This window comes from Alkalibaculum bacchi (assembly GCF_937875145.1).
GTDB lineage: Bacteria > Bacillota > Clostridia > Eubacteriales > Alkalibacteraceae > Alkalibaculum > Alkalibaculum bacchi_A.
In genome coordinates, this window is record NZ_CALNCS010000068.1 from 64,510 (window position 1) to 90,389 (window position 25,880).

A 25,880-nucleotide genomic window follows, 5' to 3' on the forward strand; every position below is an offset into this window, starting at 1 on the left:
TTTAGGCGAGTAGGGTTTTTCTGGCCGTATTCAAACTAACTTGGTAGTCTTAATTCTTCATGACATTTTTTTAATGCCTCAATAATATCTATATGCTGAGGGCATTGGTCCTCGCAGTTTCCGCATTCGATACAATTATTAGCTCTTTTGTCTTGGCTGATTTGGCTGTATTTTTTCTTGCTGTAGTCCCAATCATCGTACATATGAGCATCATTTATGATTTCAAAGACATCATAAATAGGGATTTGTTGTGGGCAATCTATACAGTATTTACATGCAGTACAGTTTACCTTTGTCTTTTCTTCTATATATTTTTTAATATCTTTAATGAGCGTTTCTTCTTCACTGCTTAAGTCCCCAATATTTGCAGTAGAAGAGGTATCTATATTTTCTAGCACTTGCTCCATAGTAGACATACCGCTTAGAATCAAATTGACCTCTGGTAGATTGTAGAGGAATTTTAGTGCTAATTGGGCTGGCGAAGCTTGGACATCGTGTTTGTCCCATATTTCTTTTAATGCCCCCTCAATTTTAAAGGCGAGCTTTCCACCCTTTAGTGGTTCCATAATAATTACAGGAATTCCTTTAGAATGAGCATACTGTAAACCTTCTAAGCCAGCTTGGTAGTTGACATCCATATAATTTAATTGGATTTGACAGAAATCAAATAAATTAGAATCACATATTTCTTTAAAAAGATCTAGTGAATCATGAAAAGAAAATCCTAAGTGTTTTACTTTTCCAGAGCCTTTTGCTTCAATAATAAAGTCTTCAATATTTTGTTCTTTTAGTTTTTGCCAACGCCCTGCATCAAGAGCATGAAGTAAATAAAAGTCAATATAATTTGTTTGCAATTTTTTTAATTGTTTATCTAAATATAAGCCAAAATCATCATAAGTTTTACACAGCCAGACAGGTGATTTAGTAGTCAAATAAATCTCTTCACGTAAATTGTTTTCCTTTAAGAATTCTCCTACAAACAATTCACTCATCTCACCATGATAGGGCCATGCTGTATCTAAATAATTCACACCTTTGTCGATTGCTTCTTTTAGCATTGCCGAAGATTTTTCTTTATCGATTTGTTTGGGATCATTATCTAGAGTGGGAAAACGCATACAACCAAATCCAAGTTGCGATACTTTTTCATTGCATAAATCTCTATAAATCATAGTCGTTACCCTCCTTTTATCTAATTTAAATACTAATAAGAACAAAGAAGGATGTCAAGTTATGTTCTTTGAATATTTTCTCTTGACAATGAAATAATAAAATAATGGAGGTGTGTACGTATGAATTCAAAGCAAAAAGAAATAAAAGAGCTATTAAGCACATTTTTAGAGGGAATGAGAAATTTATCCTCAGAAGATCAGCAAGTTTACAGGCCGTTTCAAGATTTAATCAATGTCATTAATAATCCAGGTGAATTAGAAGAAAAAGCAAAAGTGCTTATTAGCATTGGTATCGCAACATACAGTAGAAATGAACAAACCCTAGCTTATCATATAAACGAAGCCTATAAACTAGGAGCAAAACAAGAAGAGATTGCAGAAGCCGCTATGGTATCGGTTATACCAGGTGGTATGGATGCTATGACCTTTTTTGTTACCTATGTAAAAGATGCTATTGAAGCACTACAAACAAAATAGTTGTATGTGCTACGTTTTAAGAACTATGTAAAACTTAGGCCACCCTTGGTGGCCTGAATACTTTTACGTAAAACTGGCAACGTAGAACTTACACAACTAACGTGTTGACTTTTGAGAAGTGAAAAGGTATAATTAAAATCCGAAGTACGGAGAGATGTCCGAGTTGGCTTAAGGAGCACGCCTGGAAAGCGTGTGTTACGTCACAAGCGTACCGGGGGTTCGAATCCCCCTCTCTCCGCCATTAAATGAATAATGCATGTCGTTTAGACATTTAGCATATACCCATTTGTCGTGCTAGACGGGGAGTTAGCGGTGCCCTGTACCTGCAATCCGCTATAGCAGGGTTGAATTCCTGACCGAGGGTATAATCTTTGGGGTCTGACCTTGGCAAGTAGTGTTGAGAATCGGGCCCTGTGCAATAGACGCTTGTGAACTCCGTCAGGTTCGGAAGGAAGCAGCGGTAAACAAGCTAATCTATGTGCCTCAGGTCTACCTGATTTGAGCCAACTACCAAGGTAACGCTCGAAGATTATATTCGACGAAAGGTGCACGACTCTATATTTAAAAAAGAACTTCAGTAGAAGTTCTTTTTTTATATGAACAAACAAGTATGAACAATTGTTCATACTTGTTTGTTCATTAAAACTACTCTATCTGTGAAGAATTTGATATAATAGAATGAAAAATATTCTCCCATGGAGTGAAGAGATGGAACATATAGCATTATATCGAAGATATCGACCTACGAACTTTTCAGAGGTTATTGGTCAAGATAATATTGTTAAGATATTAAAAAATCAAATTATAACAGAAAAAATTGGTCACGCTTATTTATTTAGTGGAACTCGAGGAACAGGGAAAACTTCTGCTGCTAAGATTTTTGCAAAAGCTGTAAATTGCGAAAATCATGGGACTGGTGAACCCTGTCAGAAATGCGAAACTTGTAAGGCAATTGACAATAATAATGTCATGGATATTGTTGAAATTGATGCTGCTTCAAATCGAGGAGTAGATGAAATCCGAGAGTTAAGAGAGCGGGTCAAGTATCCACCTACAGTGGGAAGCTACAAGGTCTATATTATAGACGAGGTTCACATGTTGACTACGGAAGCCTTTAATGCCTTACTAAAGACTTTAGAAGAACCCCCAAAGCATGTTATCTTTATTTTGGCCACTACAGAACCCAATAAATTACCTACGACCATACTGTCTAGATGTCAAAGATTTCACTTTAAAAGATTGGAATTGAAAGACATCTATAGTAGAATGGACTATATCTGTACAGAACTCAATGTACAAATTGAAGAAAAAACCTTAAAACTCATTGCTAAAAATGCAGATGGAGCTATGAGAGATGCTCTAAGCATATTAGAACAATGTCTATCTATTAGCAACGATAATATAGTAGATTACAATAGCGTAAAAGAGTTATTAGGTATAAGTGGCGATCAGTTGGTCTATGGACTTATTGAAAACATTATTCATAAAGACGTTCACAGTGCCCTTAGCACGTTAGAGGAAGCCTATGGAAATGGAAAAGAAATTGCCCAATTAGTCAATCAGATGGTAGTCTGCCTAAGAGATATGCTCATACTAAAGGTAACAAATTCCTCTGACAATCTAATGGAATCAAGTGAAGAAAATACGGATACATTAAGAAAGCTAAGCACTCAGGTAGAAAATGAATTGCTATCTTATTATATTGAAAGCTTAGCCGAAATGGAAAGTAAGATTAAATACAGCACGCTACCAAAGGTCTTAATGGAAGTGCTTTTGATTAAGCTTTGTAGTGTAGGTTTATCTACAAATACAGTGATAAATTCTAATGTAGAAATATCTCACGACAAAATATCAAATAGAAAACCAATGGAAAAGATTATAGAAAATACGCAAAGTAAAAACAATAGACATGAAGAGCCGAAACAAGCAAAAGGAAATATGGACTTTGAGACATTATGCAATACGATAAAAAAAGACAGACCTCTCATAGGAACGGCTCTTGAAATGGGAACATGCAAAGAGATTTCAGATGAAAAATGCAGTGTTGCCTTTAATAAAGACAATTCCTTTCACTACAATACGGTACACAAAAACAGACAGTATATTGAGGGCCAAGTAAAAAAACTAATAAATCCAAATTGCTATTTTAATTGTGGGACTGAAGAAAAGGGAGGAGACGACTTCCTAAATCGCACAAAAGAAGTATTTGGAGAAGATAAAGTTTTTTTAACAGATAAATAGCAAAATAATGAAGAAGGTATATTAAGGAGGAATAAATTATGGCAAAAAAAGGATTTCCAAGTGGAATGGGTAATATGAATAATATGATGAAGCAAGTTCAGAAGATGCAAGCAGATATGCAAAAAATGCAAGGTGAATTAGAAGAAAAAGAAATGGAAGCTACCTCTGGTGGTGGAGCAGTAAAAGTTATAGCTAATGGCAAGAAAAATATTGTCTCAATTAAAATCAATCCAGAAGTAGTAGATGAAGACGATGTAGAAATGCTAGAAGACTTAGTACTAGCTGCTGTCAATGAAGCGTTAAGAAGTGCAGAAGCAATGGTAAGCGACGAAATGGGCAAAATCACAGGGGGAATGAATCTACCTAAGGGCTTATTCTAGTATATGTAAATAGCATATTATTTAAAAATAGGATCACTACGTAGGATGGCAATTAGTGACCAGTACTTTCTGCCAATAGCGGTATTTAAAAACTGGAAATAGTTGCGAATAGTGGGTTTGTATACCGGAACGAAGAGGGTGTCGTTCCCTACAGATCTACTAGATAAAACAAATGCTAAATTTCTAGTACTAGCTACTAGCCATCGCCAAAGTCATCCTGAGCATTAGCGAAGGATTTAAGTATGGCTACCAGAGCTAGCTATACTTATCGCTGACGCTGGTGGCTGTATTATTGAGAAGAGAGGAAATTATGTCGTATTATTCAGAGCCAATTTCAAAATTAATACATGAATTTAGTAAATTACCTGGCATAGGAAATAAATCTGCACAGAGATTGGCAATGCATGTGTTGAAGATGAATAGTGAAGATGTAAAAAATTTAGCTGATGCAATAGTAGAGGCAAAAGAAAAGGTAATCAACTGTTCTACTTGTTTTAATATTACATCAAATGACCCTTGTTCCATTTGTTCTGATATGCGAAGAGACCAGGGCACTATTTGTATTGTTCAAGAGGCCAACGATATCATCGCTATCGAAAAGACAAAAGAGTACCATGGCTTATATCATGTATTGCAGGGAGCAATCTCACCTATGGAGGGAATAGGGCCAAACGAAATTCGAATTAGAGAGCTTATATTGAGACTTCAAAAGGAAGATGTTCAAGAGGTAATCCTAGCCACAAACCCTAATATTGAAGGGGAAGCCACTGCAATGTACATCTCTAAACTAATAAAACCTTCGGGAATCAAAGTCACCAGAATAGCCCACGGCATTCCAATAGGAGGTAATTTAGAATACACAGACGAAGTAACCTTATCAAAAGCTATTGAGGGAAGACATGAAATATGAGCTTGCTTGGGAGTAATACCCGATTTCTCTTGCCCAAAGGGTGAGAGAAATCGATTGGTATTACATCTGTCAAGGTTGGCGAGGTTTGTAGCGACTAGAAGGAGCTACAAGCCCGCAACCTACGACATGCCATGCTACGAAAAAAAGTGAAAACGTATCCAATTGAATCCCTCTGCCTTACCCTGTATACTATTAAGTATAAATACCAAAAACAGTAGGAGGGCTAATATGAATTACCAATTAATTTCCACTGATATGGATGGAACTCTTTTAGATAGCGATAAATTGATACCAAAAGAAAATATTGAAGCTTTACATATTTTACAAGATAAAGGGATTAAAATCATGTTTTCTACTGGGAGACCTATTCAATCTGCAATGACTTATGCCGCGTCTATAAATATTGATGCTAGCTTTGGTGCGAGCAATGGTGCGGCCATATCCTATGAAGATTATTTAGAAACCATCCTTTTAGATAAGGAACAAATTATTAAAACAGCTAAAATATGCGATGAATTAAACTTTGAATACATAATCTATACAGAAAATATGGGTTATTATACTTCTCTAGATATCTATAGCGAATACCATAGAGACAATAACTTGGTGCGAGCAAATGCTGTACCCAAAATAGTATTTAATACAATACAAGATATTATGGATTTAGACGATATGAATAAAATCATCAAAGCAGATTTCTTTGATCCTAAATCTCGGATAATGGACATATATCCTCAATTTCCCATTGACTTGAATAAATCAAATGTAATCTTACAAGATGAATCGATTATCGAAATAATCAATAAAAAAGCCAGTAAAGGAAAGGCAGTCAAAAAAGTTGCGGAGTATTATAAAATACCAAGGGAAAAAATTATCGCCATAGGTGATGGTGGCAATGATGTGAGCATGCTTGAATACGCAGGCTGTGGTATAGCCATGGGCAATGCGGGGGATATAGTAAAAAGCAAAGCAGATATGGTGACGGATGCTAATGATAATCTTGGTTTTGTAAAAGCTCTAGAAAAATTAAATATGTTATAGTTACTTTTAAGAAGCTTTTTGGTTATCCAAAGGCTTCTTTTTTATATATGGAAAGCAAAATGGTTGATTCGTTAGACGGAAAAAACCAACTCGCCTTTAGGCGAATGCTTTTGTTTACCACCCTACCACCTACTTTTAATGGTCACATAATCCCTAATCAAGCGTATATTATAGTAAGGTTCTAGGAATGGAGGCGAGTGTATTTGGAAGAAAATACAAATTATAGCACAAACAATAATGAAATTGATTATTCACCAGAATTTGTAAATATTGAAGGTTTGCAAGGAGTAAATTCAAGTCAAGGAATGGAGAGTTTTATGCAAGATATGAATAATTTTGGTCCTATGTATGGGATGGATGAAACCAGTATGAATAGTGATGTATGGTCTGTTGATGATAATATGTACAATATGCCACCGATGCAAGGTGGAATGGACAATATGTATAATATGCCACCAATGTATGGTGGAATGGATAGTATGTACAATATGCCACCAATGCAAGGTATGAATGGATACAATATGATGCCTATGGGGGGTACTTGTACGGAAGTGATTCGATGTGTTGCGTCAATGTGTTATATGGCAAGTGTTTTCTTTATGCAAATGCTACAAAATAGCAATGGCTATGATATGGGGATGTATCAAAATCCAATGTACCAAAACCCAATGGGAGGATGTGGCTGTAACAACTACACTCAAGATGACAGCTACGGCTATCCACCAATCTACTAAATTTTGATAAAGGGTTCGAGGAGTAAGGAGTACATATCGCTTTCTCGAACACCTTTTTTTGTTTGACTGAATTGGTAAGTTGGATGAGAAAACTTTAATAGTGGAATGTGGAAATACTCGCCTTAGGTGAGACAAGGACCCTAGCTTCTGCTTCGTCATCCAGAGTATAGCGAAGGATCTCTACTGCATAATTATTAAAAGAAAAATAGAAGACGAAAAAAAGGAACGACTTGCTGTCGATCCTGATTATGACTACTATCAGTAGTTAAGTATTGATAGCTGACCACTGATGGCCAAGGCGCCTCTCGTGCTTTACGGATTAATAATCTTACTAATCTCTACATTGAGCTCATTAAATACAGCGAAAGTTTTCCTTTGAAATTCATCAATAGCATTTCGGTATTCTTTCATTTCTCTTGTCACAAGAAGTCCTTGATATTCTTTTGCAAGAGAAGTCATTAAGGATTGCTTTTTTTCTGGAGATGTGGACATGTTGACAATCTTCACTTGTTTTGCTTCGTAGTTTTTTACGGGAGTACTAAATTTTGGATGTGTGTAAAGCTCCTTTCTTTTTTTATTCATCCGCTGGTATTCTTTTGTTTCCATCAATTCCTTTGCCATTGCTTTTCCAATCGCTTTAAGGCTCATAAAATCCCTCCTATGCTATTTATTTATTGTATTAGATAAGTTGCAAATAGGTTCCTATTATATAGACTTTGGTGAGGATGAAGAAGCACAATTTTGGGTAAGAATATCCATAGGTAGCATGGGAAAAGCAAGGAATTCGCCTTGAAAATATCTAGGCTAGCTTATTGAGGTATGCTATAATGGAAGCAAAGAACGAAAAGGAGAATGAAAATGTCAAATTCTCATATGGATGCCTATCTATTTTGTATACATTGTGATAATGAAACGAAACATAGTATTTATTATAAGAGCAATAAAATCAATATGATTAAATGTACTAGTTGTGGTGTAGAGGTAAAAATTGATCAAGATTACGTACAAAAGCACTTTAAAGAAGAATTTGTTCATAGAGTTTTGACAAAGCCTGCTAGAATGACAAAGGAAATGGAAGCAGACCTAACAGGGTTTTTGAAGAGTTTACCATTTCGAGTGGTGACAAAACCCTTTAGGGTATATAAGGAATTTAAAGAATAGATGTACAAATGCAAAGTGTAAAATTCCTAATTAGATAAAAAGGAGTTTGATATGCGAATAGGAATAGGGTACGATGTTCATAAATTAGTGGAAGATCGAGAGTTGATTATAGGTGGGGTGAAAATTCCTCATTGTAAAGGATTATTAGGTCATTCAGATGCGGATGTATTAATACACGCTATTATGGATGCTATTTTAGGAGCTCTTGGCCTAGGCGATATCGGCAAGCATTTTCCAGATACAGATGAAAAATATAAAGGTGCAAATAGCATGGAGCTACTTGGACATGTATATACATTAATGATAGATTATTCTTATGCTATAGGAAATATTGATGGAATTATTGTAGCTCAAAAACCTAAGATGGCGCCTCATATAGAAAAGATGAAAGAAAATATTGCAGGAGTCCTTCAAATGCCAAAAGAAAATGTAAATATAAAAGCTACTACAGAAGAAGGACTCGGCTTTACAGGTACAGAAGAGGGTATAGCTAGTCACGCGGCAGTAATCTTAAAGCAGAAAATGGAAAACGGAATGGTTGGACGGGAAAACCTAACTCGCCTATAGGAGAGAAAGTGCAGGGAAGGGCGATTGGCAGCAAGCTACGGTAGAACCTAGAATTAAATTAAGGAGCGAAAAATGAAATTATATAACACAATTCACCAACAGAAAGAAGAATTTAAGCCTATTGAAGAGAATAAGGTGAAAATGTATGTATGTGGGCCTACAGTTTATAACTTCTTCCATATTGGGAATGCTAGGCCTTTTATTATTTTCGATGTATTGAGAAGGTATTTTGAATATACAGGATATGAAGTTACTTATATACAGAACTTTACAGATGTAGATGATAAAATTATTAATAAAGCCATTGAAGAAGGTGTAGAAGCATCGGAAATCTCTGAAAGGTATATTGAAGAGTATTTTATTGATGCCGATGGTCTAGGAGTCAAAAGGGCCACCATACACCCTAAAGTCAGTGAAAATATGGACGCTATTATTTCCTTTGTTCAAAAATTAGTGGACAAGGGTCTAGCCTATAATATAGATGGAAATGTATATTACAGGGTAAACCGATTTAAAGGATACGGCAAATTGTCTAAACAGTCTATTGAAGACTTAGAGCAAGGTGCTAGAATTTCTATTCGTGAAGAAAAAGAAGACCCTCTTGATTTTGCACTATGGAAAAAGGAAAAGCCAGGAGAACCTTCATGGGAAAGTCCATGGGGAAAGGGTAGACCAGGTTGGCATATTGAGTGCTCCGCGATGAGTCAAAAGTACTTAGGCGACACAATAGACATCCATGGAGGTGGGCAGGATTTGATTTTCCCTCACCATGAAAATGAAATTGCGCAAACAGAAGGGGTTACAGACAAAACATTTTCAAATTATTGGGTTCATAATGGATATATCAATATAAATAACGAAAAAATGTCTAAATCTAAGGGGAATTTCTTCACCGTTCGCGATATTTCCCAGGAAATCGACTTAGAAGTCGTGCGTTTTTTCATGTTAAGCGCCCATTATCGACATCCAATTAATTTTAGTAAAGATTTACTAGAACAATCGAACACAGCATTAAATAGATTGTACAATACTAGAGATAATTTGCTGTTCTTATTGGAAAAAGCGAAAGATAATAATAATGAAATAGAACCCTGGGCTTTAAAATTGCCAAAGTACAAAGAAGCATTTAAAGATGCTATGGAAGACGATATCAATACGGCGGAAGCGATTGCGGTAATCTTTGAATTGATTAAAGAGATTAATACGAATACCAATGAGAAAAGCAATAAAGTAACAGTGAAAGCCTCATTAGATTTTTTTACAGAATTGACAGGAGTCCTAGGAATTGTGACAAAAAAAGAAGAGAAACTACTAGATGTTGAAATCGAAGAAATGATTGAGCGAAGACAAATTGCTCGAAGTCAAAAGGATTTTGCCTTATCCGATCAAATACGAGATGAGTTAAAAGATAAAGGCATTGTTTTAGAAGATACAAGAGAAGGTGTAAAGTGGAAGAGAATTTAGAAAATCAAGCTTGTTTTGACCTGTTTTCAAAGAACCTTTCATTAGAAGAGGTCAAAGCCATGAATCCACTCACCTTAGCCTATATAGGGGATGCAGTGTATGAAATCTGCATTAGAAAATATCTGGTTTTAAAACACCATTTTAAGGTAAATGAGCTCAATAAAAAGTGCGTAAAATTTGTGAAGGCTACTGCACAAAAAAGTGTTGTAAATGCTATAGAAGGGGAATTAACAGAAGAAGAGATTCGCATAATAAAAAGAGGTAGAAACTCCTCTCCAAAAACCGTTCCCAAACACACCCAATTAATAGACTACAAGCTTGCCACAGGATTCGAAGCCTTGCTAGGCTACTTGTACTTGCTTGGAGATCAAAAAAGACTTGAATACATTATAGAACAAGCGATAAAAATAACATTAGCTGCTGATTAGTAGTTAATGTTTTTTTATGCTATAAAACTAGTGGTTTTGAAGTATCTATTGCTATAGTCACTATAGTGACCAAAAGAGGTTTTACTTAGAGATTACAACATAAAAGGTAGAACGAATAAAATAAGGCGTGCGCTATTTTATTCTGTATAAATAAGACAATTAAACATAAAATAACCTTGAGAATTTTAAACACATTAATGTCAATGTTTTAATATGTAGGAGGTTCATTATGAAGGTTAGGAAGAAAAAGCAGGTTGCTTTACTGTTAACTTTAACGATTCTCGCTTTTCTATTTGTAGAAGGATCCGTATTAGCGCAAAATGTCATCTACTATGGAAGCGATTCTGATGCAGTTGGAAAAGTTCAAAGAAAATTAAAAGAATGGGGCTATTATGACTACGGTGTAGACGGATATTATGGCTGGAGAACAGAAGAGGCAGTAAAGAATTTTCAGAAAAAAAATGGCTTAGAGGTAGACGGAATTTGTGGTGCAGATACATTAAGGGAATTGGGTTTAGGTAATCTAGTCAATAAAAGTAGAAGCACCTCTTCTCCAAAGAAAGCAAGTGGAAATAGAAGCGAAGCCCGCTTACTAGCACAATGTATCAATGGAGAAGCTAGAGGAGAACCTTATGTAGGACAAGTTGCAGTAGCCTCAGTTATTTTAAATCGAGTAAATCATCCTGAATTCCCTAATAGCATAAGTGGTGTTATTTATCAACCAGGGGCATTTGATGCAGTTTCAGATGGTCAAATATACCTAGAGCCTTCAGAGTCGTCCGTTAAGGCTGCAAATGATGCATTGGCTGGCTGGGATCCTTCTGGTGGGGCTATATACTATTACAATCCAGTAACGTCTACGAATAAGTGGATTTTATCCAGGCCAATTATTGCAGAGATTGGAAAACACGTATTTTGTGATTAAGGGGGGATATGTATGAAGAATAAAAATATTATTATCGGTGTTCTATTGGTATCTTTAATAGGTATTGGTGTATTCGGTTATCAACAAAGGCAGGAGACAACAAGCTATCGAACAAGATTAGAAAATAATTATCAATATGATTTTCAATCCTTGCTCAGTACCGTAAAAAATATAGAAACTAATATGTCAAAGGCTATCGTTAGCACATCTCACTCCATGTCTGTTGAACTGTTGACAGAGGTTTGGAGACAGGCCGATTTAGCTCAAACCTATTTGGGTAGATTGCCACTTACTCATTCTACACTAAAGGATACAGCAAAGTTCTTAAATCAAGTTGGGGATTTTTCCTATGCAATGGCAAAAATTCATATGGACTCTGGATCTTTGACAAAAGAACAGCAAAATGATTTTCAGAGGCTAAATAATAGCTGTAATTATTTATCACAGCAATTACAAGAGATGAATGAACTCGTCGCCTCAGGAGAGATTATATTTTCACAAGGATCTAGAGAAAGCAATGAAGCAAATTTAGATGAAGCAGCTGAAAATTTAGTTACGCGAAACTTCAAAACAGTACAAAAAGAAATGGTAGATTACCCTAAGTTAATATATGATGGACCTTTTTCAGATCACATTTCAGAAATAGAGCCTAAATGGATAGAAGGGGAAAAAATCACAATAGAAGAAGGCCAGAAAAAGGCGATAGAGTTTATTGGTAGCGAAAATGTTGAAGAGGTAGAAAACTCTGGTAATATTGAAGGTGTCATAAAAGCGTATAAGTATAATATTAAAATAAAAGATCAAGAGGAAAGCGCCTATGTAGAGATTACGCAAAAGGGTGGACATGTGCTTAAAGCAATGATGAATAGGCTACCTCATGAGCAGAAATTATCTATGGAAGAAGCTCAAAAGAAGGCAGATGAATTCTTAAAAGAAAAAGGATACAAAAATATGGAGAACTCCTATTATCAAAAATATTCCAATGTAGGTGTATTCAATTATGCTTATACAGAGGGAGACGTCCTTTGTTATCCTGATTTGATTAAGGTTCAAATAGCCCTAGATAATGGCGGATTTTTAGGAATCGAAGCGCAGGGTTTTCATTACGCTCATCACGAGAGAAAAATAGAAAAGCCTGTCATTACGATGGAACAAGCGAAAGAGAACCTAATAGAGGACTTTGAATTAACCAGTGAACGACTGGCCATTATACCAACAGATTTTAAATCAGAAGTGCTATGCTATGAATTAAAGGGAACCTATAATTATAAATGGTTTATCATTTATATCAATGCAAAAACAGGCGAAGAAGAGCAAATACTTCAAATTATAGAGGCAGATGAATCGGTGTTAACTCTATAATAGCTGAAAGCGGAAAAGAACCCTTAGAATCCTACAGCCACCAACGGTGGCTCATATGATTTTGCTGACCACCTACGACAGACCACCTAATTTTCACAGAACTTAGAACTATACAACGTAGAACTTTTTCATGTATAATAGATATATCAATACATGAGAGGAAGTAGTAAATGAAAATAGGAATAGTTGGCTTACCGAATGTAGGTAAGAGTACTTTGTTTAATGCAATAACAAAAGCAGGAGCCCAGTCAGCAAATTATCCCTTTTGCACAATTGAACCAAATGTTGGCGTAGTATCTGTTCCTGATTACAGATTAGATAAATTAGTAGCTTTGTATAATAGCGAAAAGACTGTACCAACAGCCATTGAGTTCTTTGACATAGCTGGTCTAGTAAAGGGAGCTAGTAAAGGCGAGGGTCTAGGCAATAAATTTTTAGCTAATATCCGTGAAGTAGATGCCATTGCTCATGTGGTAAGATGTTTTGAGGATACAAATATTGTTCACGTGGATGGTAAAGTAGATCCTACTCGAGATGTAGAGACCATCAATCTTGAATTAATATTTTCAGATTTAGAAGTATTAGAAAGAAGAATTCAAAGAACTTCTAAAAATGCAAAATCAGGCAACAAAGGCGATAAAGTAGAATTAGAGATTCTTATAAAGATTAAAGAGGTATTAGAAGGGGGCAAATTTGCCTCTGAAAAGAATTTTGATGAAAACGAGTGGGAAATCATTAAATCCCTTCAGTTGCTCACGACAAAACCTGTTCTTTACATTGCAAATGTCTCAGAAGAAGAGGTAGCAAGTGAAGACAATGAAATGGTCAAATCCTTAAAAGAATATGTCAAAGACGAGGGTTCCGAAGTAATAAAAATCTGTGCTAGCATCGAAGAGGAAATATCTCAATTTGAGCAAGAAGAAAAAGAAGAATTTTTAAAGGAATTAGGTTTATTTGAGTCGGGGCTAGACAAAGTAATCAAATCTGGTTATAAACTGTTAGGTTTAATTACTTATATTACAGCAGGTCCCAAGGAAGTAAGGGCATGGACTATAACAGAGGGAACAAAAGCTCCAGGAGCAGCTGGAAAAATCCATACAGATTTTGAACGAGGATTTATCCGAGCAGAAATTACCCCCTATGAAAAATTAATGGAAGCAGGTTCCGACGTAAAGGCAAAAGAATTAGGTTGGACCCGAGTAGAAGGTAAAGATTACGAAGTAAAAGACGGGGATGTAATACTTTTCCGATTTAATGTTTGATTTGAGATGTGAAAAATGTAGGCTCCTAGTAGCCTACATTTTTAATTTAACAGAAAAATCTTACTTTTAGACGTAGATATTCTTTATATGTGATTAGATTTTTGACCTGTAAGACTTGGCTCTAGCGCTGGTGACTGGTAGCTGATTGTTGATGGCTAGAGTACGGTTGGCACGTTCTTGTTATTCATTCATTTACAGTGCTTCACTATATAATCCTTCTATTACTACATCAAATTTCTCCATCAAATCTAAATCCACTAAATTTATATCTGTGCAGTTATCCTTTATTATAGACACTACAGGACGAAGGACATATCTGGAGTTTGTTTTTTTGATTACCGCAAGATCCTTATTGCTTAATTTGACTATGCTACCTACAGGGTAAGGATTGATTCTCTTGATAAAGGCGTTTACCATTTCTAAATCAAAATCGCTTCCACAAGAACCCATAAGCAACTCTAAAGCCTCGTTTGGAGATACCGCTTTTCTATAAGCTCTATCAGAAGTTAAGGCTTCATATACATCGCAAATAGAAACCAATTTTGCAAAAGGAGATATATCTTTTGCTTTTAAATTATTGGGATAACCTAAGCCACTGGATTTTTCGTGATGTTCATAGACAATAGATAGAGAAATAGGGTCGATATTTATTTGATTTTTCAAATAGTCATAGCCTAATGTAGGATGTCTTTTTATGATTGTAAATTCTTCAAAGGTCAATTTTCCTGGTTTTAACAAAATTTCTGTTGGAATAAATAATTTCCCGAGATCATGAAGAAGTGTACCCACTGTTATAGAATGCAAGTGCTTTTTTTCATAACCAAGTTCTATAGCTAATACGATTGCCAATAATGCTGTATTAACGGAGTGATCGTAGGTATCGTTGTCTCTATTTTTTATATCAACTAAATGTAATGCAATTTGCTTAGTAAATAATATATTATCTACTAATTCACCAGCTAGAGATGAAATGTTATTTATGATTTCATAACTTTCTGCTGAATTAGGATTGATTTCAGTAGATAATTTATGTAATTGTTCAAAGCTTTTTTTCACTGTAAGGATTGCTTTTCTTCTCAACTCTGGTTTGATGATATTGTCAATTAATTGTTCACTATATGAATCCTCAATATATAAAAACTCTATTCCATTTTTTCGTGCGGTATCAATCATCTTTTCATGCAAAGGATATCCGGATCTGAGTAGTAATGCACCACTTTTACTATATATGGTTTTTGATAATACGGCCCCTGGTAAGATCGAATTTATTGGAACCAATCTCATTTGTCATCGACCTTTCTAGATTTATGATCTATCAAACTATTTTTTAATCACTTACTTACTTGAAGTGTATTGGGAATATACTTGATGTTTGTTTGAAATATATTTGATATTTATAAAACAATATCGACAAATTTTGATAATAGTTAATAATTTGTGTCGAAATATATTAATTAATAAAAGAAAAACACGATATAGTACATATAGTGTTAATAGGAGGAATCGCCATGGAACAATTTATCGTATTTATAAACAATGGTCAACATTTTGCTCTTGATATTTCAAAAATTGAACGGATCATAGAATTTGAACAACCTAAGAAAATACCAGAAGCATCTGATTATTTATTAGGCGTGATACAGCATAATGGAGAAATTTTACCCATTATTGATTTGACAAAGAGGTTATATAATAACGACTCTGTGAATTCAGACAGTAAAAAGGTGATTGTCGCTACATGGAAAGAAAAGCAAATGGGATTTGTAGTAGAGGATATAAAGGAAATAAGCAATTTTGAGTCAACGCAGTATGAAAAAATGAATCAAGATATATCTATTTCAAAAGCATATATTAAAGGTTTTATTAAGACAAATGATGATATTATCATTGTTTTAGATATAAATCAATTGTTTACCCTTGAGCAAGAAAAAGAAATTAGAGAGGGTATTGAGTATGCCCTTTGAATTGGAATATCAGTTCTTCACAGAAAGTGTGGTGAAGAACTGTGCTCGATGAAATAAAAGTGGGGATTTCGGAATATAAAGTAGGAAAATCACCTGATAAATTAATTACTTTAGGATTAGGCTCCTGTGTGGGAATTGCCATCTATAATAAAAGCAGTAAAGTAGGTGGTCTAAGCCATATTATGTTGCCAGACAGTACTTTTTTTATGAAAGATTTAAAACCTGAAAAATTTGCTGATTTAGCAATACCTAAGATGATAAACGAGATTACAAAGGGTAAATCCTATGCAAATCTAATAGCCAAGATTGCAGGAGGAGCCAGTATGTTTAACTTTCCCGATAAAAAAACAAATAACAATATTGGGGAACGAAATGTATTGGCTGTTCAACAAAAGCTAAAAGAATTAGGAATTCCTATTTTGGCTAGTGATACAGGTGGAAGTATAGGGAGAACTATGATTGTGGATTTAGAGAGTTTTGTAGTGAAAATAAGAACGGCAAATAGAGAAATAACAATATTATAGCTCTCAAAGGAATCAATATGAATTAGCTAAATAAAGGGAGAGAAGTATGAATACAAAATTACTAATCGTCGATGATTCTGCTTTCATGAGAAAAGTGATTTCGGATTCTATAAACGAAATGTCAGGAATAGAAGTAGTTGGCATCGCTCGCAATGGGCTAGATGCTCTAGATATTATTCCAAAACTCAAACCAGACATTATCACTTTAGATGTAGAAATGCCTAAATTAAATGGGCTAGAAACATTAAAAATTATAAAACAAAAATATGATATTCCCGTGATTATGATTAGCTCTCATACTGGCGCGGATATTACGATTGAAGCTCTTCAAATTGGAGCTGTAGATTTTATTGAAAAACCACAAGATATGAAATCTAATTTAGGTGATTTAAAAGTAGGGTTAGAAAATAAAATCAAATCCGTTTTAGGGAACACCAAGGGTAAATATCTCAAGAAACAGGATAATAGCAGTACGTCTTATGGGCAAATACATGAAATCGAAGCAGTAGTCATAGGAGCATCTACTGGTGGGCCTAAGGCCCTTACTCAAATTATTCATAAATTGCCCTCAAAAGCTAAGGTACCTATTTTTATTGTTCAACATATGCCAAAAGGCTTTACTACCTCTTTTGCAACTAGATTAGATCGTGAAACATCCCTTAACGTGGTAGAAGCGGAGGAAGGTATGCTCATACAAGCAGGAACGGTATACCTTGCCCCTGGAGATTTTCATATGACAATAGATAAAAATAGAATTCGATTGAATAGGGAAGACAAGATTTACGGGGTTCGACCAGCAGTAGATTATCTGTTTTCAAGTGCTGCAAAAGTATACAAAAACAAATTACTAGCCGTAATAATGACAGGAATGGGCAAAGATGGAACCGTAGGCCTTAAAGAAATCAAAAAGGCTGGAGGATATACCATCGCGCAGAATGAAGAGTCTTGTGTGGTATTTGGTATGCCGGGGCACGCCATATCTTCCAATGTCATTGATAAGATTATGAACTTACCAGATATTGCAAGCACTATAAGTAGACATGTAGGGGTGTTAAGATGAATTTAGACTTTGATTTCTTCTACAGTTGGGTTAAATCAAATTTACATATAGACCTAAATGCATATAAGGAAAAACAGCTTCAGAGAAGAATTGCTACAATAATGAAAAACTCTGGGGCATCTGATTTGAGAGAATATGCAAAACGCATTAGCCAAGATCAGGAAATAAAAAATATATTTCTAGATTACATCACCATTAATGTTACAGAGTTTTTTCGAAATAAAGAGATCTTTGAACAATATGAAACAGTAATAAAAGATGTGCTTATTCCTAGATTTAAAAGTATAAATATCTGGAGTGCAGCTTGCTCTGTAGGCGCAGAACCTTACTCTATAGCCATAATACTAGATAAATACAATTTATATAAAGGAAATAAGATTCTTGCAACAGATATTGACGATAATATTCTGAAGAAAGCTCAGAAAGGTGTATTTTACGATCATCAGTTGAAAAATGTGAGCTCAAAAAATTTGGCTCATTATTTCAAACAACAGGACAATCAGTATATTATTGATGAAAAAATAAAGGATATGGTCTCCTTTAAAAAACATGATCTTATACTAGATCAATACCAAAAGAATCTGCATTCTATAGTGTGTAGAAATGTAACAATTTATTTTAAAAACGAAGCCAAAGATCAAATTTATGCAAAGATAAGTGAATCTCTAGTTTCCGGAGGAGTACTTTTTACAGGTGCTACTGAAAGCATCTACAATCCAAAGGAAATTGGATTGAAAAAATTATCTACATTTATTTATGAAAAGATATAGTTTATAGATAGGAGGGTTACACATGGACGATAATAGTAAATATCGGGATTTGTTTTTTGAGGAAACAGATGAGTACTTGCAGACTTTAAATGATTGTTTGCTCCAATTAGAGAAAGATTCTCAAGATAGTAGCCTCATAGATGAAGTCTTTAGAGCAGCCCATACTCTTAAGGGAATGGCAGCCACAATGGGATATGAAAGCATGGCAGAATTAACTCACCACATGGAGAATGTATTGGAGTTATTTCGTAGTGGAGATTCCGCAATTGATTCAGAAATCATCAGTTTACTTCTCAGTTGTTTAGATAAATTATCTGAAATTGTCGAGGATCTAAGGGAAGAGAAATATACTGATTTTGATATTGAGGACTTGGTAAAAGTCCTTGACCAAGTAGCCAAACAAAATAAGACACCGGATTATGCAGAGAAAGAGTCGAATTTTAGCATTGGTGAGGATATAAGTGACACGGATTTGTTTGTTATAAAAAAAGCTCAAGACAAGGAGTATAATGCTTTTCATATAGGTGTTCGCATTTCTAAGGACAGCCTTTTGAAAGGAGCAAGGGCTTTTTTAATAATCAATAGACTAGAACAAGGAGGAGAAGTTCTCCAATTAAGCCCTTCAGCAGAAGATCTAGAAGAGGGGAATTTTGAAGATCGATTTACATTGATTTATCTAACAAAGCTTGAAGGAGCTGAAATAGAGGAGACCATTGGAAATATAGCAGAGATTGAACAAGTAATTATTGAGAGCGTAGAAAAAAGTGAAGTTGCTGCCACATTAACAGTCGCAGAAGAGCTTCCTAAAGAGGAAATCCAGGAATCAAAGATTACACCTATGCCCACAAATAAGATTGAAAAGAACAAAGACAAAAATAATGCTCATCATGTCAATCAATCCATACGAGTAGATTTGAGTAAGTTGGATAGTTTTATGAATTTGGTCTCGGAGCTGGTAATCTATAGAACTCGATTAGAAGACCTTTGTACAGATTTTAAAACTACGGAAATAAATGAACACTTAGAACATGTTGCAAGGATCACCTCGGAGCTACAGGATTTAGTCTTAAAGATTCGAATGCAGCCAGTAAATGTAGTATTTAATCGGTTTCCAAGGATGATTCGAGATTTATCTAAAGAATTAAACAAAGAAATTGAATTGGTCATAGAAGGTGAAGATACAGAGCTAGACCGAACAGTGGTCTCTGAAATTGGTGAGCCTTTGATTCATTTACTACGAAATGCAGCAGATCACGGTATAGAATCCGTAGAAGAGAGAGTGGCTTTAGGAAAATCTGAAGTAGGAACCGTAAAGCTTTCTGCTTATCAAGAAGGTAATCGTGTAATTATAACCGTTAGCGATGACGGAAAAGGCATTGATCCAGAAGCCGTGCAGCAAAGCGCCATGAGAAAAGGCATTAGTACAGAAGGTATGAGCTCTAGAGACATGGTCAACCTAATTTTTAGTCAGGGATTTTCTACAGCAAAAGAAGTAACAAATGTCTCGGGTAGAGGCGTAGGAATGGATGTAGTTAAGCAGAAAATCATCAAATTAGGTGGGAGTATAGAGGTACAAACAGAAGTCAACAAGGGAAGCACTTTTGTCATTAAATTGCCACTTACCTTATCTATTATCCAGGCCCTTCTTGTAAAGGTAGGAGACGAAACGTTTGCTCTGCCATTAGGCGTTATTGAAAAAGTTGTAAAAGTAGAAAAGGATCAAATCCTACAATCTCATAATAATGAGGTTTATATTTATAGAGATAAGGCCATTCCAGTTATAAGGGTAAATAAAAGTTTGGGTATTGAATCGGAGCGAGCAAATAAACACATTATCTTAGTTTTGTTAGGAGATCAATATTATGGACTCTTAGTAGATGATCTAATAGGACAACAAGAAATCGTTATTAAAAAGCTTAGTAGAGTTCTTGGCAAAATGAGAGAGTATCTAGGTGCTACCATACTTGGAGATGGAGATATTACCCTTATTTTAGATGTCAGCAATCTAAGCAACGATGTGAAAGGAGAATATCTTGAATAAGGATAATTATACTCTTTTACAAATAGACACGATAAAGGAATTGGCAAATGTTGGTGGGGGAAATGCAGCTACGAGCATATCTCAATTAATAGGCAAGCCTGTAAGTATGGAAGTACCTATTATTGAAATCTTAAATTACAATAATGTATTTAAAGAAATCATGTCGGAAGATACCCTGATTGATGCTATTATGATGAAAATGTTAGGGGATGCAGAAGGGATTTACTTATTTGTAACCAGACCAGAAGCATCAAAAGCCTTGATTCAAATGATGTTGCCTGATCTTATAAAAGAGGAAAATGAAGAATTGAATCATTCGACTTTAAAGGAATTAGTCAATATTGTAGTATCTTCTTATTTAAATGCCATCTCAAAGATGGTCAATGTAAATCTCATTTCTTCTGTACCGTCATTAAGTGAGGATATGTTCGGTGCCATACTAAGTAGTGCCTATATAGAGTCTGAGCAATACGACGAGAACATTATGATTATAAAAAATGAGTTTCTTTATCAAGGTAAGAGAATAGAGTCTTCTTTATACTTTATTCCTAAACCTGGCGTGCTAAAAAAATTATTCAAAATATTAGGTGTTTGAGAGGAGAAAAGATCATGTCAAAGAGAATTCTAATAGTAGATGATGCGATTTTTATGAGGATGAAATTAAAGGATATATTAGAAAAGGGTGGATACGAGGTCGTTGCAGAAGCTCAAAACGGTGTTGAAGCTATAGAGAAATTTAAAGCAGAAAGTCCAGATTTAGTGACTATGGATATCACGATGCCTGAGATGGATGGAATTGCTGCATTAAAGAGCATCAAAGAAGTAAAGCCTGATGCAAAAGTTATTATGTGTAGTGCAATGGGGCAACAATCTATGGTAATGGATGCCATAAAAGCTGGAGCCCTAGACTTTATCGTCAAACCCTTTGATAATGACCGAGTCATACAATCAATTAATAAAGCGTTACAGTAATGGAGTTGAAAAAAATGCAGATAATTGTATTCACATTAAATGACAAATACTATGCTATAAATACAGAACATGTAGAGGAAATTAGTAAAAATATACCTTCCACAAGGGTACCTAGTGCACCCTACTGGATTGAAGGTCTTATCAATTTAAGGGGCAATGTAGTATCTCTCGTTAATTTATGTAAACTTTTGCGCAAAGAAGAGGATAGATGCTATAATAATATCATTCTTATTAATGATGAAGATGAAAAGGTAGGTCTTTTAGTAAAAGATATTATTGAAGTTATCGATATCGAAGAAGATAGTATTGAAAAAATTCATACACAAATAGTTGATGGGATAGTAGGTATTTTTCAACTAAATGAGTACATTGTCAATATCATCGATATAAGGATATTACTTGCTGAAAATGAGGGATAGATTTGAATGAAGTCTTATCACAACAAGAAATAGACACGCTGTTACAAGCATTAAATACTGGAGAACTAGACCCAGATGCTGTAAAGTTAGATGAAGAAAAAAATCGCGTCAAAGCTTATGATTTTAGGCGTCCAATTAAACTTTCGAAGGAATATATTAATACATTGCATATGATTTTTGAGAATTTCTCAAAAATTGCTGGCAATTTATTGACAAGTCAAATCCGAGTCAATGCTGGTTTTACTTTGGGAGCTGTAGAGCAAATTAGTTTTGACGAATTTATTCGTTCGACTCCTAATCCAACAATGCTAGGTGTATTTCATTCAAAGCCTTTAAGTGGCAATCAAATGTTAGAAATAAACCCCCAACTCTGTATGCAGATTATTGAACTTATGTGTGGTGGATCTCAAAGTGAATTTAATAAAGATATACCTACAAAAGGCTCCTTTACGGATATTGAAGTGGGAATACTAGAGGAAGTCATTTCTAGTTTGTTAAAAGCCTTTGAAGCAGCATGGAACGAGATTACAGAAATTAACACGGTTATTGATAATTTAGAGACAAATCCTCAATTAATTCAAAATATGTCACCTAATGAACCTGTTGTATTAATTAGTTTTTCCGTCGTTATACTTGAACACAAGAGTTTTATGAATATATGTATACCTTATATGTCTATTGAAAATATTATGGAAAAATTAAGTTTAAAAAATTGGTTTGATTTAGATAAGAGTGAAAGCAATGAAAATAGAGAATTAATAGAGCAGAGTCTGATTTATTCTGATGTAGAATTAAAAGTAGAGTTGGGAAAGACGATTATTACCGTAGATGATTTCCTGCAACTAGAAGAAGGAGATATTATACAATTAGATATTCAAACCGATTCTCCACTTCGAATGTGTGTAGAGGATCGGTTGCACTATTATGTTAGGCCTGGTGAAATGAACAGAAAATTAGCAGTAGAAGTATTACAATATGTAGAAGAGGATGTTGAGCAATGAACGAAAACTTTTTATCTCAAGAGGAAATAGACGCTCTACTAGGCAGTGAATCTGTAGATGAAGAACAGTCTCAGTTAAGTGAAACAGAAAAAGACATTATTGGAGAAGTTGGTAATATCTCCATGTCTACAGCAGCAACAACCCTTTCTTCTATACTTAATAAAAAGGTTTTAATAACTACACCAAGGGTTTCGTGGATACCTTTTGAGCAGATTATCAAAGAATGTGATGTTCCTAAAGTTGTAGCAGAGATAAAATACAAAGAAGGACTAAAGGGCATCAATTTACTCATGATGGACGTTACAGATGCTACAATTATTGCAGACCTGATGATGGGTGGAGATGGAACGAATAAAAAGGATGTTCTTTCAGAGCTGGAATTAAGCGCTGTTGCAGAAGCAATGAATCAGATGATTGGGTCTGCATCTACATCTATGGCTACTATGTTAGGAAGAAGTGTAGATATTCTCCCTCCGGACGTTTCTTTATGGGATCATGAATTCAATATTAATATTACAGAGATTAACAAGGAAGATTATATGTGTAAAATTGCATTTGATCTAAATGTAGAAGGATTGATACAAAGTCAGATCATGCAAATTTTCACGAAAGAAACAGTAAATGAAATTTCAACTTTACTCATGGGAGATACTGTGGTGACTTCTTCAAAAGAACAACCACCCCATTCTTTAGAGGAGCAAGAATACATTGAGGAAATTCCTTTAATAGAGAAAGCAGAAGAAGTAAGTACAGAAAAAATATCCGTACAAAAACCTGCATTTCCACCTCTAACAAAGCCTTTAGAGGAGAGAAAAGCACCTAGAAACCTAGATTTAATCATGGATGTGCCCCTAGAACTCAGTGTAGTTCTTGGGAAAACTCGCAAGACCATTAAAGAAGTCTTGTCCTTGGTAAATGGTTCCATTGTAGAATTAAATAAACTAACCGATGAACCATTAGATATTTACGTAAATGGAAAACTTATCGCACAAGGCGAAGTTGTAGTTATAAACGAAAATTTTGGTATACGAATTACGAATATACTCAGCAAAGAACAGAGAGTAAAAAATCTTAAATAAAGAAAAAATCCCTTGGGGATTTTTTCTTTTGGTTTACTATTAAATTATGCTCAATAATTCCGATATTAATATACAAAGGTACAAGGAGGATATTTAATGAAAATCAATCATTCTCATAGTCGTTTTATAAGCAACAATCCTTACAAAACACAAGAGCAACATGAACAGACGACAAATATTAAAAAAGAAAAAAATATTGATATAGAAATTTCGGACTCAGCTAAATCTTTAGCCCAAAAGATCAATCAGACGGAAGGCAACAAGTATAGTGAAAAGGTAGAAGAGATTCGAAAGAGCATTCTCGAAGGCTCCTATAAAGTCTCGCCTGATAAAATTGCAGATAAAATTATGAATGCAATAAAAAACCAAAAGGAAAGTGTCAATAATGAATAGTACACAGGAAGTAGCCAATCATTTAAAGTCCCTTTTGACATTATTACATGAAGAGAAAGAAGCATTGATTCACAATGATGGAAATGCAATTGCTCAAATTGTAGAGAGTAAAAAAAGTTATATTGAAGAATTATCGAATGTAAAAGATTTAAATATACAAAATAACAATAAAATTATGGCTATTATAGAGCAAATTAATGGATTACAAGAAACGAATTTGCTTTTGACAAAACAAGCCCTTAGTTTTCAAAATAATTTATTAGAGAGTATGTCAAAAAATGTTCAAGGTAGTGCAAGTACTTACTCTCCTAAGGGGAACTATGAATCAAAAAATACAATCAATTTAATTGATCAATCAGTATAGAGGTGGAATATGGGAGGAATTTTTAGTTCATTTAATGCAGCAAATAAAGGTATTATTGCTCAACAGACAGCGCTCCAGACGGTCATTCACAATATTTCTAATGCGAATACAGAAGGCTTTTCGAGACAAAGGGTAGATCTAAAAGCAGATAGAGCCTCTAACTACACAGGAGTAGGACAACTGGGGACAGGGGTCAAGATGGAGTCGATTGTTAGGCTTGTAGACGATTATGTTTCTAAACAAATCAGGCAAGAAAATGGTACCCTACAACAGTATACAACAAAATCTCAGGTTCTAGACCAGCTAGAAGTCATCTTTAATGAGCCCTCAGATACAGGACTCAATTTTAATTTAGGAGAGATGTTTGACAGTTGGCAAGAACTTAGTTCAAACCCTGAAAATCTTTCATCGAAAACCATCGTTGTAGAAAAATCTAAAACATTGACGGATACCCTAAAACACATGACAAGTCAAACAGATTCTTTGATAGGTGAGACAAAAGGACAAATAGAAAAGAATGTACAGGACATGAATTCTATTATCAAAAAATTAGATTCTTTAAATAAACAAATATTTAATATATCTCTAAAAGATCAAATTCCAAATGATTTATTAGATCAGAGGGATTTAATGCTAAAAGACTTGTCCAGTATTACTGATTTTAATGCTACTTTTGATACCTACGGTAGGGTGACATTATCTTTAAATAGCGCATCAGATTCCGTAGAAGTACTGAACATTTCAGAAGGTGCTAAGGAAGTACAGGCAAATGTAGAAGGGATTTCTGTTTTGTTTTCAGTTGGTGAAGAGGAAGTCACAGTAAACTCAGGGAATATCAAAGGGAATATGGAAGCCCTCAGTGATTTGCAAACGAGAAGAGAAGAATTAAAAATATTTGCAAAGACTATGGCAGAAGCTGTAAATACGGTACATAGTGGAGACGTAGATTTAAAAGATAACTTGTTTTTTATCTTTGATGACGATACAGGGACTATAAAAGTAAATGATACCATTCTAAAAGACAATAGCCTAGTGCGTACAGGAAAAGAAGATGACTCGCCAGCAGGGGATGGTACGAGAGCTTTGGCCATTGCTAGACTTCGAAATACGAAGCTTTCTTTTCAAGAAGGTGCGACGATAGAATACGATATTGATACCATGACGATTAA

The 25,880-nt window shown here is 34.7% G+C and carries 29 protein-coding genes, 1 tRNA gene and 1 other RNA gene; 28 read left to right on the top strand and 3 right to left on the bottom strand.

Annotated elements, in window-relative coordinates; genetic code table 11:
• Nucleotides 1–35: 35 nt before the first annotated feature.
• Nucleotides 36–1,172 carry an aldo/keto reductase gene (locus Q7P22_RS04730; RefSeq protein WP_303861276.1) on the bottom strand — a complete coding sequence of 379 codons (1,137 nt, stop codon included), beginning with the start codon at nt 1,170–1,172 and terminating at the stop codon, nt 36–38.
• Nucleotides 1,173–1,292: 120 nt separating this feature from the next.
• Here Q7P22_RS04730 and Q7P22_RS04735 point away from each other — a divergent pair, with 120 nt between their 5' ends.
• The 8 genes from Q7P22_RS04735 (at nt 1,293) to Q7P22_RS04770 (ending at nt 6,955) form a co-directional block, all read left to right on the top strand.
• Entirely contained in the window at nt 1,293–1,649 is a 357-nt protein-coding gene (locus Q7P22_RS04735; RefSeq protein WP_303861278.1) for a carboxymuconolactone decarboxylase family protein, read from the top strand.
• A 148-nt stretch (nt 1,650–1,797) separates the two neighbouring features.
• Nucleotides 1,798–1,890: transfer RNA gene (locus Q7P22_RS04740), tRNA-Ser, on the top strand.
• Nucleotides 1,891–1,938: 48 nt separating this feature from the next.
• Nucleotides 1,939–2,202, top strand: an RNA gene (ffs, locus tag Q7P22_RS04745) — signal recognition particle sRNA large type.
• Between the two features lie 125 nt (nt 2,203–2,327).
• Complete coding sequence (gene dnaX, locus Q7P22_RS04750; RefSeq protein ID WP_303861281.1) at nt 2,328–3,890, top strand: DNA polymerase III subunit gamma/tau; 1,563 nt, start codon at nt 2,328–2,330, stop codon at nt 3,888–3,890.
• A gap of 38 nt (nt 3,891–3,928) precedes the next feature.
• A complete protein-coding gene (locus Q7P22_RS04755) occupies nt 3,929–4,270 on the top strand; it encodes a YbaB/EbfC family nucleoid-associated protein (protein WP_303861284.1) in 342 nt (113 codons plus the stop codon).
• Between the two features lie 310 nt (nt 4,271–4,580).
• Nucleotides 4,581–5,180, top strand: coding sequence for a recombination mediator RecR (gene recR, locus Q7P22_RS04760; protein ID WP_303861360.1), 600 nt, complete (start codon nt 4,581–4,583; stop codon nt 5,178–5,180).
• 228 nt (nt 5,181–5,408) lie between these two features.
• A complete protein-coding gene (locus tag Q7P22_RS04765; RefSeq protein ID WP_303861287.1) occupies nt 5,409–6,221 on the top strand; it encodes a Cof-type HAD-IIB family hydrolase in 813 nt (270 codons plus the stop codon).
• 203 nt (nt 6,222–6,424) lie between these two features.
• Nucleotides 6,425–6,955: a hypothetical protein gene (locus Q7P22_RS04770; protein WP_303861291.1), complete on the top strand. Its 531-nt coding sequence runs from the start codon at nt 6,425–6,427 to the stop codon at nt 6,953–6,955.
• 312 nt (nt 6,956–7,267) lie between these two features.
• Here the strand turns inward: Q7P22_RS04770 and Q7P22_RS04775 are convergent, their stop codons facing one another.
• Nucleotides 7,268–7,603, bottom strand: coding sequence for a YlbF family regulator (locus tag Q7P22_RS04775; protein ID WP_303861294.1), 336 nt, complete (start codon nt 7,601–7,603; stop codon nt 7,268–7,270).
• Between the two features lie 210 nt (nt 7,604–7,813).
• Here Q7P22_RS04775 and Q7P22_RS04780 point away from each other — a divergent pair, with 210 nt between their 5' ends.
• From Q7P22_RS04780 to ychF, 7 genes are all read left to right on the top strand, one after another.
• Nucleotides 7,814–8,116 carry a bh protein gene (locus Q7P22_RS04780; protein ID WP_303861297.1) on the top strand — a complete coding sequence of 101 codons (303 nt, stop codon included), beginning with the start codon at nt 7,814–7,816 and terminating at the stop codon, nt 8,114–8,116.
• 51 nt (nt 8,117–8,167) lie between these two features.
• On the top strand, nt 8,168–8,683 hold the full coding sequence (gene ispF / locus Q7P22_RS04785) for a 2-C-methyl-D-erythritol 2,4-cyclodiphosphate synthase (RefSeq protein ID WP_303861300.1): 516 nt from the start codon (nt 8,168–8,170) through the stop codon (nt 8,681–8,683).
• A gap of 72 nt (nt 8,684–8,755) precedes the next feature.
• The gene (gene cysS, locus Q7P22_RS04790; protein ID WP_303861302.1) at nt 8,756–10,147 is read left to right on the top strand and encodes a cysteine--tRNA ligase; all 1,392 of its coding nucleotides are present in this window, start codon (nt 8,756–8,758) and stop codon (nt 10,145–10,147) included.
• Entirely contained in the window at nt 10,132–10,575 is a 444-nt protein-coding gene (locus Q7P22_RS04795) for a Mini-ribonuclease 3 (protein ID WP_369695492.1), read from the top strand. Before cysS ends, Q7P22_RS04795 begins: the two co-directional genes overlap by 16 nt.
• Nucleotides 10,576–10,804: 229 nt before the next feature.
• Nucleotides 10,805–11,500, top strand: coding sequence for a spore cortex-lytic enzyme (sleB, locus tag Q7P22_RS04800; protein ID WP_303861305.1), 696 nt, complete (start codon nt 10,805–10,807; stop codon nt 11,498–11,500).
• A 12-nt stretch (nt 11,501–11,512) separates the two neighbouring features.
• Entirely contained in the window at nt 11,513–12,862 is a 1,350-nt protein-coding gene (ypeB, locus tag Q7P22_RS04805) for a germination protein YpeB (protein WP_303861308.1), read from the top strand.
• 170 nt (nt 12,863–13,032) lie between these two features.
• Nucleotides 13,033–14,124, top strand: coding sequence for a redox-regulated ATPase YchF (gene ychF, locus Q7P22_RS04810; RefSeq protein ID WP_303861311.1), 1,092 nt, complete (start codon nt 13,033–13,035; stop codon nt 14,122–14,124).
• Between the two features lie 192 nt (nt 14,125–14,316).
• Here the strand turns inward: ychF and Q7P22_RS04815 are convergent, their stop codons facing one another.
• Nucleotides 14,317–15,408, bottom strand: a complete 1,092-nt coding sequence (locus Q7P22_RS04815; protein ID WP_303861314.1) for an HD-GYP domain-containing protein — start codon at nt 15,406–15,408, stop codon at nt 14,317–14,319.
• A 224-nt stretch (nt 15,409–15,632) separates the two neighbouring features.
• On the opposite strand from Q7P22_RS04815, the gene Q7P22_RS04820 reads away from it, so the two are divergent.
• The 13 genes from Q7P22_RS04820 to flgK all read left to right on the top strand — a co-directional run.
• Entirely contained in the window at nt 15,633–16,088 is a 456-nt protein-coding gene (locus Q7P22_RS04820; RefSeq protein ID WP_303861317.1) for a chemotaxis protein CheW, read from the top strand.
• Between the two features lie 41 nt (nt 16,089–16,129).
• The gene (locus Q7P22_RS04825) at nt 16,130–16,612 is read left to right on the top strand and encodes a chemotaxis protein CheD (protein WP_303861320.1); all 483 of its coding nucleotides are present in this window, start codon (nt 16,130–16,132) and stop codon (nt 16,610–16,612) included.
• Between the two features lie 46 nt (nt 16,613–16,658).
• Nucleotides 16,659–17,672, top strand: a complete 1,014-nt coding sequence (locus Q7P22_RS04830; RefSeq protein WP_303861323.1) for a chemotaxis response regulator protein-glutamate methylesterase — start codon at nt 16,659–16,661, stop codon at nt 17,670–17,672.
• Entirely contained in the window at nt 17,669–18,442 is a 774-nt protein-coding gene (locus Q7P22_RS04835; protein ID WP_303861325.1) for a protein-glutamate O-methyltransferase CheR, read from the top strand. Before Q7P22_RS04830 ends, Q7P22_RS04835 begins: the two co-directional genes overlap by 4 nt.
• A gap of 22 nt (nt 18,443–18,464) precedes the next feature.
• A complete protein-coding gene (locus Q7P22_RS04840) occupies nt 18,465–20,483 on the top strand; it encodes a chemotaxis protein CheA (RefSeq protein WP_303861329.1) in 2,019 nt (672 codons plus the stop codon).
• Entirely contained in the window at nt 20,476–21,078 is a 603-nt protein-coding gene (locus Q7P22_RS04845; RefSeq protein WP_303861332.1) for a chemotaxis protein CheC, read from the top strand. Before Q7P22_RS04840 ends, Q7P22_RS04845 begins: the two co-directional genes overlap by 8 nt.
• A gap of 14 nt (nt 21,079–21,092) precedes the next feature.
• A complete protein-coding gene (locus Q7P22_RS04850; RefSeq protein WP_303861335.1) occupies nt 21,093–21,455 on the top strand; it encodes a response regulator in 363 nt (120 codons plus the stop codon).
• A gap of 14 nt (nt 21,456–21,469) precedes the next feature.
• Nucleotides 21,470–21,874, top strand: coding sequence for a chemotaxis protein CheW (locus tag Q7P22_RS04855; protein ID WP_303861338.1), 405 nt, complete (start codon nt 21,470–21,472; stop codon nt 21,872–21,874).
• Nucleotides 21,875–21,876: 2 nt separating this feature from the next.
• On the top strand, nt 21,877–22,875 hold the full coding sequence (gene fliM / locus Q7P22_RS04860) for a flagellar motor switch protein FliM (RefSeq protein ID WP_303861340.1): 999 nt from the start codon (nt 21,877–21,879) through the stop codon (nt 22,873–22,875).
• A complete protein-coding gene (gene fliY, locus Q7P22_RS04865; protein ID WP_303861343.1) occupies nt 22,872–23,954 on the top strand; it encodes a flagellar motor switch phosphatase FliY in 1,083 nt (360 codons plus the stop codon). The genes fliM and fliY overlap by 4 nt, the downstream gene beginning before the upstream one ends.
• A 96-nt stretch (nt 23,955–24,050) precedes the next feature.
• The gene (flgM, locus tag Q7P22_RS04870) at nt 24,051–24,347 is read left to right on the top strand and encodes a flagellar biosynthesis anti-sigma factor FlgM (RefSeq protein ID WP_303861346.1); all 297 of its coding nucleotides are present in this window, start codon (nt 24,051–24,053) and stop codon (nt 24,345–24,347) included.
• Nucleotides 24,340–24,711 carry a hypothetical protein gene (locus Q7P22_RS04875; RefSeq protein WP_303861351.1) on the top strand — a complete coding sequence of 124 codons (372 nt, stop codon included), beginning with the start codon at nt 24,340–24,342 and terminating at the stop codon, nt 24,709–24,711. The genes flgM and Q7P22_RS04875 overlap by 8 nt, the downstream gene beginning before the upstream one ends.
• A 9-nt stretch (nt 24,712–24,720) precedes the next feature.
• On the top strand, nt 24,721–25,880 hold a 1,160-nt coding region (flgK, locus tag Q7P22_RS04880; protein WP_303861354.1), incomplete at its 3' end, for a flagellar hook-associated protein FlgK.